Source organism: Thermomonas sp., assembly GCF_020850895.1.
Classification (GTDB): Bacteria; Pseudomonadota; Gammaproteobacteria; order Xanthomonadales; family Xanthomonadaceae; genus Thermomonas.
On sequence record NZ_JADZDS010000005.1, the window covers coordinates 1 to 13,276 of the forward strand.

At 65.5% G+C, this 13,276-nt stretch carries 10 protein-coding genes; 8 read left to right on the forward strand and 2 right to left on the reverse strand.

The window, feature by feature from the left end:
• Window positions 1–178 precede the first annotated feature (178 nt).
• Window positions 179–1,651 (reverse strand): exodeoxyribonuclease I, encoded by a 1,473-nt coding sequence (gene sbcB, locus IT472_RS00185; protein WP_297176565.1) that lies wholly within the window; start codon window positions 1,649–1,651, stop codon window positions 179–181.
• A 37-nt stretch (window positions 1,652–1,688) separates the two neighbouring features.
• Window positions 1,689–3,347: a DNA repair protein RecN gene (gene recN / locus IT472_RS00190; RefSeq protein ID WP_297176569.1), complete on the reverse strand. Its 1,659-nt coding sequence runs from the start codon at window positions 3,345–3,347 to the stop codon at window positions 1,689–1,691.
• 76 nt (window positions 3,348–3,423) lie between these two features.
• Here recN and hrcA point away from each other — a divergent pair, with 76 nt between their 5' ends.
• The 8 genes from hrcA (at window position 3,424) to IT472_RS00230 (ending at window position 13,269) form a co-directional block, all read left to right on the forward strand.
• The gene (gene hrcA / locus IT472_RS00195; protein ID WP_297176572.1) at window positions 3,424–4,476 is read left to right on the forward strand and encodes a heat-inducible transcriptional repressor HrcA; all 1,053 of its coding nucleotides are present in this window, start codon (window positions 3,424–3,426) and stop codon (window positions 4,474–4,476) included.
• 51 nt (window positions 4,477–4,527) lie between these two features.
• The gene (gene grpE / locus IT472_RS00200; RefSeq protein WP_297176575.1) at window positions 4,528–5,028 is read left to right on the forward strand and encodes a nucleotide exchange factor GrpE; all 501 of its coding nucleotides are present in this window, start codon (window positions 4,528–4,530) and stop codon (window positions 5,026–5,028) included.
• 100 nt (window positions 5,029–5,128) lie between these two features.
• Window positions 5,129–7,051: a molecular chaperone DnaK gene (dnaK, locus tag IT472_RS00205; protein ID WP_297176578.1), complete on the forward strand. Its 1,923-nt coding sequence runs from the start codon at window positions 5,129–5,131 to the stop codon at window positions 7,049–7,051.
• A gap of 131 nt (window positions 7,052–7,182) precedes the next feature.
• The gene (gene dnaJ, locus IT472_RS00210; protein WP_297176581.1) at window positions 7,183–8,313 is read left to right on the forward strand and encodes a molecular chaperone DnaJ; all 1,131 of its coding nucleotides are present in this window, start codon (window positions 7,183–7,185) and stop codon (window positions 8,311–8,313) included.
• A gap of 108 nt (window positions 8,314–8,421) precedes the next feature.
• A complete protein-coding gene (locus tag IT472_RS00215; protein WP_297176584.1) occupies window positions 8,422–9,540 on the forward strand; it encodes a prephenate dehydrogenase in 1,119 nt (372 codons plus the stop codon).
• A 108-nt stretch (window positions 9,541–9,648) separates the two neighbouring features.
• The gene (locus IT472_RS00220) at window positions 9,649–11,913 is read left to right on the forward strand and encodes a DUF1631 family protein (protein ID WP_297176587.1); all 2,265 of its coding nucleotides are present in this window, start codon (window positions 9,649–9,651) and stop codon (window positions 11,911–11,913) included.
• A 71-nt stretch (window positions 11,914–11,984) separates the two neighbouring features.
• Window positions 11,985–12,689: a dihydrodipicolinate reductase C-terminal domain-containing protein gene (locus IT472_RS00225; RefSeq protein ID WP_297176590.1), complete on the forward strand. Its 705-nt coding sequence runs from the start codon at window positions 11,985–11,987 to the stop codon at window positions 12,687–12,689.
• A 238-nt stretch (window positions 12,690–12,927) separates the two neighbouring features.
• Window positions 12,928–13,269, forward strand: coding sequence for a DUF6150 family protein (locus IT472_RS00230; protein WP_297176593.1), 342 nt, complete (start codon window positions 12,928–12,930; stop codon window positions 13,267–13,269).
• Window positions 13,270–13,276: the final 7 nt, after the last annotated feature.

Here is a 13,276-nt window from a genome sequence, read left to right on the forward strand (position 1 = left end):
ACCTCGAATAACCTCGGATATCTGGCTCGAGGCTCCAGTGAGCATCTTCAAGTCATTGAATACAAAGGCAATGGATTCCCGCTTTCGCGGGAATGACGAGCAAAAACCAGTTATTCGAGGTTCCCTTTTGTTCGTTGCAACGAACTCCGACTGCCACTGGCAACCCCCTGCCGGCCCACTATCCTTCAGGGTGTCGAATATTCGGTGACGCCATATCAGTTTCCACCTGGTTCCCCCACGCCTGAAGTCGGTCAAGCAGTGCCAGCGTGCGCGCGTCATCCGCATGCTGCGCGCGGAGTGCGGCGATGCGCGTGCGGTACTGTTCCAGGGTGAATTCGGAGAGGCTCGAATCCTCAAGCAGGCGCTGCCGGCGATAGGCATTCCAGCGCTCCGACTCGGCGGAGGACAGCTCAAGCGGCCAGTTGCGCGCGCGGTAGCGGAACAGCAATTCCGGCAGTCGCGGATCACGGAAATCGAATCGCGTGGTTGCAAGCGTTGCGGGTGGCGTGGCGCGCAACTGCGCCAGCACGCGCTTGTCGGCATCGGAGAGAAATCCGCCATAGAGCGCGGCGTCCGCATCCGGTGGCGCGTCTGCACGCTCGCGTGCGTACACCCGGCGAACCTTGTCCGCGAGGGCAGGGCCGGCGTCGCGCAGGCGCGCGGCGCGTGCCTGCGCCACATTCGGATCGATGCCTAGCCGCTGGAAGTCCTGCGCGCGCACATGATCCCAGCGCACCAGCGCCGGACATTTGTTGGCATGGACTTCCTTCAGCGGGATCCGCGTGCTGCCTTCGGGCAAGTCTTGCTGGCGCAGGTACAGGCGCTCGGCGATCGTGTCGGCATCCAGCGCCAGCAAGTCATCCGGTTCGGCATCGAGGTCGAACACGATCGTGCGCGTGTTGATCGTGGGGTGCGTCGCCAACGGCAGCACCGGTGCGGCACACAGGCGCGCGGCAGGATAGCGCTGGGAGATGTGCAGCAGCGGCGTCATGCCGATGACATCGAGCAGGGACGCGACGAAACGCTTGTCGCGCAGCTGCAGCGCGTAGTCCCACAATCGGGGCTGGGACTGCTTGAACAGGCGGGCGATGCCGATCAGCGCGCGTACGTCGGACAACGCCTCATGCGCGACACCGATCCGCAGGCCATTGTCCTCGGCCAGATGTTCCAGCTTGAAGCTGGTGCCCTTGCCATCCTCGCGCTGGCGCCACTGGATCCCGTCAGGTCGCAGCGCATGCATCAGGCGCAACGCGTCGAGCAGGTCCCAGCGGGAATTGCCATGCTTCCACTCACGCTCGTACGGATCGTGGAAGTTGCGGTACAGGCCGTAACGGATGAACTCGTCATCGAAGCGCAACGAGTTGTAGCCGAGGTTGCAGGTCTGCGGGCGACCCATCTCGTCGAGGATGCGGGCGAAGGCCTGGGCCTCGTTCACGCCATCGCGCAGCGCATCTTGCGGGGTGATCCCGGTGACCAGGGTGGCCTCGGGCGAGGGCAAAAGGTCATTGGCCGGCTGGACGAAGAAACTGATGGGCGACTCGATTTCGTTCAAATCGACATCGGTGCGGATCGCCGCGAATTGGGCGATGCGGGTGCGGCGCGGATCCTGGCCGAATGTTTCGAGATCGTAGAACAGGAAGGAATCAGGCATGGCCGACATCGTCGCACAGGCCCGGCCTGCGTCGCCGTCAGTGCGCGTCCAACAAGCGCCGCGCTGCCGAGCGCGCTTCGTCGCTCACGTCGCTGCCGCCCAGCATGCGGGCGATCTCCTCGACGCGGCCTGCGGTGTCCAGTGCCGCCACTGCGGATTGGGTGACACCATCCTGGGCGGCCTTGCGCACGCGGTAGTGGGCGTGGCCGGCCGCCGCAACCTGCGGCTGGTGGGTGACGCACAGCACCTGCCGGCCTTGTCCGAGCGCGCGCAGTTTGTGGCCAACGGCTGCGGCAACCGCGCCGCCGATGCCGGCATCAACCTCGTCGAACACCATTGTCGGTACCGCGTCCTGATCCTGCGCGGCGACTTCGATCGCCAGCGAGATGCGCGACAACTCGCCACCCGAGGCGATCTTGCGCAGCGGGCGGGGCGGCTGACCGGGGTTGGCGGAAACCAGGAATTCCGCGCGTTCGCTGCCGTTGGGGTCGGGCTGCGCGTCGGGATTGCGTTCGAACTGAATTTCGAACACGCCGCCCTCCATGCCGAGTTGGGCGATCAGCGCGGAGACCGAGGACGACAGCGTCGCGCCCGTTTCGCATCGTGCGTCGCGCAGGCGCGAGGCCAGCTGTGTCCACGCCGCATGCGCGGCGGCGATGTCCGCATCGAGCCGGCGCAGTTTGTCGTCCGCATCTGCCAGCGAATCCAATTCGACGGCCAGCGCATCGCGGTGCGCCTGCAACTGTTCGGGGGCGACGCGATGCTTGCGGGCGAGGTCCTGCATGCGGGTCAGTTGGCGTTCGAGGCTGGCCAGTGCGTCGGGGTCGAGGTCCAGATCATCGCGGATGCGCTGCAGCTGGGACACGGCCTCGTCGAGCTGGATGCTGGCCGAGTCCAGCAGGGTGTCGACTTCGCCAAGTCGGGCATCGTGCGCGGATTCGCGTTGCAGGCCAGCACGCAGGCGCTGCAGGCGCGAACCGATCGCCGCATCGCCAGCGAGGGCGTCCACGGTGTCGTCGCACACGGCGATCAGGGCCGCGGCATGTGTGTGACGACGATGGCTGGCGTCGAGTTCGGCCAGAACGCCCGGCGCCAGCGGCTGGGCGTCGAGTTCCTCCAGCTGGAATTGCAACCAGCGCTGGCGTTCTGCGACGTCACCGCGTGCAAGGAGACCGCGGCGTTCGGCGTGCAGGGCCTTCCAACGCAACGCCGCGTCGCGGGTGTTGTCCAGCAGTTCGGGCTGACGGAGACAGGCGTCCAGCAATGCGGTCTGCCGCGGCCGTTCCAGCAAGGCCTGTTGCGCATGTTGGCCGTGCAATTCCACCAGCAACTCGGCCAACTCGGCCAGCTGCGACAGGGCCACTGGCCGTCCATTGATCCAGGCCCGCGAACCACCATCCGCATGCAGCACCCGCCGCAGCAGGCAGGCCTCGCCATCGTCCAGCTCGGCCGCCCGCAGCCACAGCGCGGCTTGCGGGCAATCGGCCAAGGAAAATTCGGCGCTCAATTCGGCACGCTGCGCGCCAAAACGCACCGCGCCGGCATCGGCGCGCGCACCCGAAAGGAAGCCCAGCGCATCAACCAACAACGACTTGCCGGCACCGGTTTCGCCGGAAATGACCGTCATGCCGGCACCGAAGTCCAGTTCGGCGTGGGCGACCACGGCAAAGTCGCGGATGGACAGGCGCAGGAGCATGGATCGCGATTGTGCCTGCGCGCGGCCGCCAGCGGTATCCCTTGCGTGATCGCGCTGGCGCGCATACAACCTTGCCATGTCCCGACGCCGCCACGACGACATCGCCCTCGATCCGCGCGCGCGCCAGTTGCTGCGCGCCTTGGTCGCACGCCATATCCGCAGCGGCGAGCCGGTGGGGTCGCAGACACTGGCGCAACATGCGGGGCTGGATGTCAGTTCCGCCACCATCCGCAACATCCTCGCCTCGATGGAGGATGCCGGCTTGCTGGCCGCGCCGCACAGCTCGGCGGGACGGATACCGACCGCGCAGGGCTATCGCCTGTTCGTGGATTCGCTGCTGCAGCTCAAGCCCTTGCCGAAGGAGGACGTGGACCTGCTGCGCAACGAACTACCGCCCGGTGCCGGTACCCGCACGCTGCTGGGCACCACCAGCGAACTGCTGGCGACGATGACCCGGTTTGCCGGCATGGTCAGCGTGCCCAAGCGCGAGAGCTTTGCCTTTCGCCAGATCGATTTCGTGGCGCTGGAGCCGACGCGGGTGCTGGCGATCCTGGTCTTTGCCGATGGCGAGATCCAGAACCGCATCGTGCCGGTGCGACGTGCCCTGAGCCCGTCCGAATTGGAGCAGGCGGCCCATTACCTGAATACCCACTTCGCCGGCCTGCCGCTGGAGCGGATCCGCGCGACGCTGTTGCGGGACCTGCGCGAGGCGCGCAGCGAAATGGATCGGTTGCTTGCCGCATCGATTGATCTGGCCGAACAGGCATTCTTGCCCGCAGCGGGTGAGGACATGCTGGTGGCCGGCCAGACCCGGTTGATGGGCCTGCAGGATTTGAGCGACCTCGACCAATTGCGTGCCCTGTTCGAGGCATTTTCGGAGAAGCGCGAGCTGCTGCGGCTGCTGGAACGCATCGCCAAGGCGCCGGGGATGCGGGTCTTCATCGGCGAGGAAACCGGGCTGGCGCCGCTGGAAGGCATGTCTCTGGTGGGCGCGCCCTACGGCAGCGAGGGCCGGGTGCTGGGCGTGGTGGGCGTGATCGGGCCCAGCCGGATGGCCTATGAGCGGGTGATCCCGGTGGTCGAAGCCACCGCGGCGGCGCTCGGCGCTGCCTTGATTCCGGAAAATTGATCCCCATCCGGGTGGGGAACGCGGCCTGTCGCCGCCCATCGCACCGTGAACATGACCGACGATCCGATCCAGACCAACGACGATGCCATGACCCAGGAGCCGCTGGACGAACTGGAAGCGCTGCGCGCCGAAATCGAGCAACTCAAGGCCGCGTCCCTGATCGAACGTGCCGATCTCGAGAATCAGCGCCGTCGTCTCGGACGCGAATTGGAGGCGGCCCGCAAGTTTGCCAACGAGCGCCTGCTGGGCGACCTGCTGCCGGTGTTCGACAGCCTGGATGCCGGCTTGTCCGCGGTCGGCGGCACCGATTCGCCGCTGCGGCAAGGGCTGGAAATGACCTTCCAGCAATTGCTGAAAGTCGCCGGCGACAACGGCATGCGCATCCTGAACCCGGTGGGCGAGGCCTTCGATCCGGAATTCCATCAGGCCATCAGCCAGGGCGACGCCGAAGGCATTGCGCCGGGCCACGTCATCAACGTGTTCCAGAAGGGCTACCTGCTCAATGGCCGCCTGTTGCGCCCGGCGCTGGTGATCGTCGCCCGCCACGACTGAATCTCGCCACGCGCGGCCCTTGAAGGCCGGCGTTGCATCCCCACATCACAACCATCGGCGCAGCGCGCCATCCGAACAACGCATCCAAGAGGATTTCATCATGGGCAAGATCATCGGCATCGACCTCGGCACCACCAACTCCTGCGTCTCCATCATGGAAGGCGGCAAGGCGCGGGTGATCGAGAACAGCGAGGGTGACCGCACCACCCCCTCCATCGTCGCCTGGACCAAGGACGGCGAAGTGCTGGTGGGCGCCTCGGCCAAGCGCCAGGCGGTGACCAATCCGAAGAACACCTTCTACGCGGTGAAGCGCCTGATCGGCCGCAAGTTCACCGACGCCGAAGTGCAGAAGGACCTCGGCGTGGTGCCGTACAGCATCACCGCGCATGACAATGGCGATGCCTGGGTGGGCCTGGCCGATGGCAAGAAGCTGGCGCCGCAGGAAGTCTCCGCCAAGGTGCTGGAGAAGATGAAGAAGACCGCCGAGGCCTTCCTCGGCGAGACCGTCACCGAGGCGGTGATCACCGTGCCGGCTTACTTCAACGACAGCCAGCGCCAAGCCACCAAGGATGCCGGCCGCATCGCCGGTCTCGACGTCAAGCGCATCATCAACGAGCCCACCGCCGCCGCGCTGGCCTATGGCCTCGACAAGGGCGATGGCAAGGATCGCAAGATCGCGGTGTACGACCTCGGTGGCGGCACCTTCGACGTGTCGATCATTGAAATCGCCAATGTCGACGGCGAGAAGCAGTTCGAGGTGTTGGCTACCAATGGCGACACCTTCCTCGGTGGCGAGGACTTCGACAACCGCGTCATCGATTATCTGGTGGAGGAATTCCAGAAGTCCGACGGCGTCGACCTGCGCAAGGATCCGCTGGCCCTGCAGCGCCTGAAGGACGCTGCGGAACGCGCCAAGATCGAGCTGTCCTCTGCGCAGCAGACCGACGTCAACCTGCCGTACGTGACCGCCGACGCTAGCGGCCCGAAGCACCTCAACATCAAGCTGACCCGCGCCAAGCTCGAAGCGCTGGTGGATGATCTGGTGAAGAAGACCATCGAACCCTGCCGCGTCGCGCTGAACGATGCCGGCCTGCGCGCCTCCGAGATCCACGAGGTGATCCTGGTCGGTGGCCAGACCCGCATGCCCAAGGTGCAGGCAGCGGTGGCGGAGTTCTTCGGCAAGGAGCCGCGCAAGGACGTCAACCCCGACGAAGCGGTTGCCATCGGTGCCGCGGTGCAGGGTGGCGTGCTGGCCGGTGACGTCAAGGACGTGCTGCTGCTCGACGTGACCCCGCTGAGCCTCGGCATCGAGACCCTGGGTGGGGTGATGACCCGGATCATCGAGAAGAACACCACCATCCCGACCAAGGCCTCGCAGGTGTTCTCCACCGCCGAGGACAACCAGAGCGCGGTCACCGTGCACGTGTTGCAGGGCGAGCGCGAGCAGGCCCGCTACAACAAGACCCTGGCGCGTTTCGACCTCACCGGAATCGAGCCGGCCCCGCGCGGCATGCCGCAGGTGGAAGTGAGCTTCGACATCGACGCCAACGGCATCGTCCATGTCACCGCCAAGGACAAGAAGACCGGCAAGGAACAGAAAGTCGAGATCAAGGCCGGTTCGGGCCTGTCGGATGACGAGATCCAGCGGATGGTGCAGGATGCCGAGGCCAACCGCGAGGAAGACAAGAAGTTCCACGAGCTGGTCACCGCGCGCAACCAGGCCGATGGCCTGATCCACGCCACCCGCAACGTGATCAAGGAAAATGGCGACAAGCTGCCGGGAGATGCCATCGGCCGCGCCGAATCGGCGATTGCCGAACTCGAAGTCGCGATCAAGGGTGACGACAAGAGCCGGATCGAAGCCAAGGCCAAGGCGCTGGAAGAGGCCGGCCAGGCCCTGTTCGCCGCTGCCTCCGCAGCCGGCCAGCAGCAAGCGGGCGGTGCCGATGCGGGTCAGGCCAAGGGTGACGACGTGGTCGATGCCGAGTTTACCGAGGTCAAGGACGACGGCAAGAAGGCCTGAGGGCTGTAACCCCTCTCCCGTCGGGAGAGGGGTTGGGGTGAGGGTTCGGGCCGCATTGCGATCCCGAATCCTTGTCGCATCACCAAACCCCCACCCCAGCCCTCCCCCGGAGGGGGAGGGAGAGAGCAAGCATGAGCAAACGCGATTACTACGAAGTCCTTGGGGTTGCGCGCGATGTTGACGACGAAACCCTGAAGAAGGCCTATCGTCGCTGCGCGATGAAATACCACCCGGACCGCAATCCGGGCGACAAGACCGCCGAGGCCGCATTCAAGGAATGCAAGGAAGCCTACGAGGTGCTGTCCGACGGCGGCAAGCGCCGCATCTACGACCAGCACGGCCACGCCGCGTTCGAGCAGGGCATGGGTGGAGGCAATCCCGGTCCCGGATTCGCCGACATGGGCGATATCTTCGGTGACATCTTCGGCAATATCTTTGGTGGTGGCGGGGGGCGTGCTCGTGGACCCCGTCGCGGGGCCGACGTCGGCTACGTGATGGAACTCGACCTGGAAGAGGCGGTCGCCGGCATCGAGCGCCAGATCCACGTTCCCACCCTTTCGACCTGCGGACGCTGCAAGGGCAGCGGCTCCGAGGACGGGCGGGTGGAAACCTGCACGACCTGCCAGGGGCGCGGCCAGGTGCGCATGCAGCGCGGTCCCTTCATGATGCAGTCGCCGTGTCCGCAGTGCGGCGGCGCCGGCAAGTCGGTTCCCAATCCCTGCCACGAATGCCACGGGCAGGGTCGCGTGCACGAGGAGAAAACGCTGGCGGTGAAAATTCCGGCTGGCGTCGACAACGGCGATCGCATCCGCCTGGCTGGCGAGGGTGAAGCCGGGCCGGCCGGCACGCCGCCGGGTGACCTGTATGTCGAGGTGCGGGTGCGCCCGCACGACATCTTCGAGCGCGATGGCGACGATTTGCATTGCGAAGTGCCGATTCGTATCTCGCAGGCTGCGCTGGGCGACGTCGTACGGGTGCCAACCTTGGGCGGCGAGGTGGAATTGCGCATACCGGCCGAAACCCAGACCGGCAAGGTGTTCCGCCTGCGCGACAAGGGCGTCAAATCGGTGCGCAGCAGGCAGCCGGGCGATCTTTTCTGCAAGGTGGTGGTGGAGACGCCGGTCAATCTCACTCCGCAGCAACGCACCCTGCTTGAACAGTTCGAGTCCACCTTCGCGGGTGAGGGCGCACGCCGCCATTCGCCGAAATCCAGCACCTTCCTCGACGGCGTCAAGGGTTTCTGGGACCGCATGGTGTCTTGATCGGGGGGTGTCGTCGGTCGGGGTAGGCTGGCGGGGCAGGCCTGTTCCGGGCGGGTTCTGGCAGAATCCGATCTCCCCCCAGTGGCTTGGGTTCCTTGCGGCGCATTCGTGGTTCCCATCCATCCTTGCATCGGTATTGTCGGCAGTGCCGGCGCCTACGGGCGCTGGCTGCACCGATTTTTTTCCGAGCGCATGGGTTTGCCGGTGCTCGGCCACGATCCTGCCGACGCGTCCTCCGATCCCATCGAAGCGCTGCTGGAGCATGCCGATGTGCTGCTGTTCTCAGTCCCGATCGGGGCCACCGAGGCAGTCATCCGTGACTGGACAGCGCGTTCGGGCGGGCGCGAGGCGGGCCGGCTGTGGCTGGATGTCACCTCGATCAAGTCCGCGCCGGTGGCGGCGCTGCTCGCGTCCTGTGCCGAAGTGGTGGGGCTGCATCCGCTGACTGCGCCCCCCAAATCGCCTACCCTCAAAGGTCGGGTGCTGGCAGTGTGTCGCGCGCGACTGGATGATTGGGCACCTTGGCTGGGAGGGTTGCTGGAGGCTCTGGAAGCCGAATGTGTCGAGGTGGATCCAGAGCGCCACGACCGTGCGATGGCGCTGGTGCAGGCGCTCGGGCACGCGTGCCACCTTGCCCAGGCAGGGGTGCTCAACGCGCAGGCACCGCAGGCCGGGACGATTGCCGAGTTGTTGCCGCTGCGAACCGCGGCATTCGAGATGGATGTGGCGATCGCGGCGCGGATCCTGGAGCAGAATCCGGCAATCTACGAAGATATCCAGTTCTGCAATCCGCATGTGCCAGGCGTGCTGAGGATGATGTCCGAGCGCATCGAAGGAATCGCTCGACTGGTCGAACAGGGCGATGCGACGGCACGTGTGCGCTTCCGCGATGAAGTGCTTGTCGCCAGTCGTGCTGCCTTCGGCACACCGGCGCGGGAGGCGGGCAACCACACCTTCGAGCGGATTGGCTTCCTGCTTGCCGACCTGGCCGATGCCTGCGTGCTCAGCGTGCATTTGCCGGAAGACCGGCCGGGTTCGCTGCGGGCGTTGCTGCAGGTATTCGAGGATCAAGGGGTCAACATCGCCTCGTTGCATTCCTCGCGCACCCGCTCCGGGGAGCTGCATTTCCGCTTCGGGTTTGATCGCGGGACGGATCCCGGGCGGCTACAGGGAATCATGGCCGCGCTGCAGGAAACCGGGTTGGGCCGTGCGCCCACCGAACGCTGAACGAATGAAGAATGGTAACGAGCGGTCGTAAAACCATGATGGGCGTCAATAAACCAGGCTTGAAACTGCGATAGTGTTTGCACTGAGTCAATCCATCTGGGTATCGACATGAGTTTCCGGCCCCCCACGGAATCCCCTGGCACCAACGCGGCGACGGCTTCGCTGTTCGATGCGCTGCAAAAGTTGGTTCTCGACCGCATTACCCCGGCACTTGATGCCACGCTGGGCGATGTCGACGACTACCTCTTCGACCTCAGCCAGAAGGGCGACGAGGACATGGGGCTGACGACCTTGCGGGAGATGCGGCTTTCGCGGGCCAATCTCGTGCAGGGATTCCGGAATCGGGTGGCGACCCGGTTCACGGCGATGGCCACGCGCCGCGTATTGGCCGCGGGTGGCGGTGTTGCAGCCGATTCCGGCTTGAGCCTGCTTTCCGACCAAGACCTCGAGCAACAGTTGGCGGTCGAACAATTGGCGGCCTCGGTGCTGCGTGCGCATGGTTCGGGTTTTGAAGTGGCTGCCCAGCGGATGCGGGTGGTGGCCGCGAATCCCGCCATGCAGCGGCGGGAGGATCCACTGGATCCGGTGTTCCTGGCCAGTGTGCTCGGCAACACGATGGGCGAGCTCAATCTCAGCGACAACCTGCGCATCGTCGTGTTCAAGTTCTTCGAACGCGAACTGGATTCCACGCTGGGTGAGTTCTACGAACGCTGCAATGCGCTGATGGCCATTGCCGGGATCCTGCCGGAACTGCGTGCAAGCGCGGCAACCGCACAGCCACGTCGCGCACCGGCGCCTCCACTGCAGCAACAACCGCAGCCGCAGCCGCCGGTGATGGATCCTGCCCAGGCAGGGGCGTTCCAGCCGCAGATGGGGATACCCCAGCCGATGGGGGGGGGCGCTGCACCGGCGCCCATGCAGATCAGCGTTGCCGATCAGGCGATGTTCGCAGGCATGCTTGGCCAACTGCAGGGCTGGCGCATGGCGATGGGCCTGAGCCAAGGAACCCCCGGAGTGGGGCAGCCACAGGGGCCGACCCTTGGCACCAATGACCTGATGTCGATCCTGTCGCTGATGCAGCATGACGCGGCCCCGATCCTCCCCGAACGGGGGCACGGCGAGGGCGACGCAGGAGCCTCGATTGCCGGCCAACTGCGCAAGCAGATGGGGCAGCGTGCCCGCAAGCTGGGTGTTTCAGGGGACAACGTCAATCTAGATGGCCTCGATGGCGATGCCGTCGACTTGGTTGCTTTGTTGTTCGATGTCCTCCTCGATGGCCCGCAGTACGACACCCGCATTCGCCAGAAGATCGGTCGCATGCTGGTGCCCTGCGTCAAGGCGGCGATCAAGGATCGGCGCATGTTCCTGATGAAGGAGCATCCGGCGCGCAAGCTACTCAACACCGTCGCCGAGGCTTGTGAGGGCAACCGCGGCGAAGAGCCGCAGGAACGCGAGCTGCTCGACCACGTCGACCACACCATCGAGCGACTGGTGGCCGAGTTCAACGAAGACGTCGCGATCTTCGAGACCTTGGAGCAGGAGCTGCGTTCGTACATGGCGCAGCACCGCAAGCGTTTCGAGCTGGTGGAGCGGCGTACCACCGAGGCGCAGTGGGGTCGCGAGCGGCTGGACAACGCGCGTGAATCGGCCTCACGCGAACTCGAGTCGCATCGCGCAGGGCGCGAGTTGCCGCCGGTGATCGCCGATTTCCTGGCCCGGCACGCCGCGCACCACCTGATCCAGGTCGAACTGCGCGATGGGTCCGATTCGGTGCGCTATGACCGTGCCTTGGGCGCCATCGATGGATTGCTGGCCGGGTTGGACCGCGCCCAGTCCGGCAAATGGCCGGATCCTGCCTGCCCACTGCCGGATGCGGGGCTGAAGGAAATCCTGTCCAGCGCAGGGTTCACCGAAGTCAGCGCGCAAGGAGCGCTGGAGGCGTTGAACGAAGCGCTTGCACGCCTTGCCGCAGGCCAGGCGGTCCCCGAGGTGGATGCCCGGATCGCCGTGCAGGCGATCCCGGTGGAGGCGGTCAAAGCGCCGCCCAAGCTGGAAGTGGTGGCCAACAACGAACACCTGGATTTCGATGTCGACGTGCACGAGCGCGTCAAGGCGCTGAAGGTGGGCGACTGGCTGCAGCTTGCATCGTCGGAACAGCAATTCGCGCCCGCCAAGGTGTCGTGGATCAGCCCGATCTCCTCGCGCTTGTTGCTGGTCAATCGGCGTGGCATTCGTGTGCTGGTCGCTTCGACCCAGGAACTGGCGGCGATGGTGGCCCTCGACAAGGTGCGCCTGCGCGAAGGCAACACCGCGTTTGATGACGCCATGCACCAGATGGTCAACCGCCTTCAAAGCGCAAACGCGGAGCGTTGAACGCACTGCAGGCGGTTGCCGAAGGACGGGTGTCGCTTGCCGTCGCCTGTCGTGGCGGCTAGCCTGCGCCGATGAATCCGCCCCTTAAAGTCTTGATCCACGGCGCCAGCGGTCGCATGGGCCGTGCGTTGCTTCGCCTCTGCAACGAGGAGGCCTCTGGCCTCGTCGCGGTGGCTGCCGTTGCCGGCAGCGCACCGCGGGATCCCCTGGTGCCCGGTTTTTCGAGCGATGCGCTTGATCGTGTCCCAGGGTTCGATGTCGCGATCGACTTCAGCCTCGCTGAAGGCTTCGATGCAATCTTGGCATTGTGTGTACAACGCAAGGCTGCGCTGGTGTCCGGAACCACTGGCCTGACCGATGGGCAGTGGGCTGCGCTCGATGCCGCGGCGGTGGATATCCCATTGGTCTGGGCCAGCAATTTCAGCCTCGGGGTCAGCGTATTGCATGCGCTGGTTGCGCGCGCCGCAAGCCTCCTGCCGGAATGGGACTGCGACATCATCGAGGCCCACCACAGCCACAAGCGCGACGCGCCATCGGGCACTGCACTGACCCTGGGCGCCAGCGCTGCGGGAAGCGGCGCAAACCCGCGTTATGCCTCGATCCGTGCCGGTGACATCGTCGGCGAGCACTGGGTGCAGTTTACCGGTCTCGGGGAGCGCATCGAGTTGGTCCATCGGGCAAGTTCGCGCGACATCTTCGCGCGTGGAGCCCTGCACGCCGCGCGCAGATTGCACGGGCGTGCACCAAGGCGCTATCGGTTCGAAGACTTGCTGTGAGCCGTGGCTGGCCCATGGTGCCACAGGCTTGCAGCACGGAATCGAACGGGTTGACCCATCCCTGAGACAATGCTGAACAAGCCCATCCCCGGATCCAGTCCGGGGCAGGCTCTGGACGGTCAGCCGACCATCCATGGTCGGCAGGCAACGCCGACTCAATCAGCGTTGCCCTAAGTCCGCGCATGCGGGCGAGGGGTGGATCTGCGACACTGGTGGCGGAACCGTGACGGGACTCGAGATGAAGCTCTGGCTGCCGCTGCTCGTGCTTGGCTTGTTCGCATCCGGTTCCGCGCAGGCGGTTCGGGTGTTCGTGGTGCGCTATGCCTCCGAGGCCGACGTCAAGGTGTACCGGGTGCAGTATCCCTCGGAAGCGAACCTCCGCATCCACTGGGTGGATTACCGCAGCGAGGCCGATGGCGATGCGTTGTGGTGGCGGGCCGAGCATGCGTCCGATGCCGAACTCAAGGTCTATTACGTCGACTATCCCTCCGAGGCCGACCTCAAGGTGTACGAAGCGGGGTACCGTAGCGAAGCCGGATGGAATGGTCCACCCAAGGGGCTCCAGATGCTGGGAAGGTGACGGACCG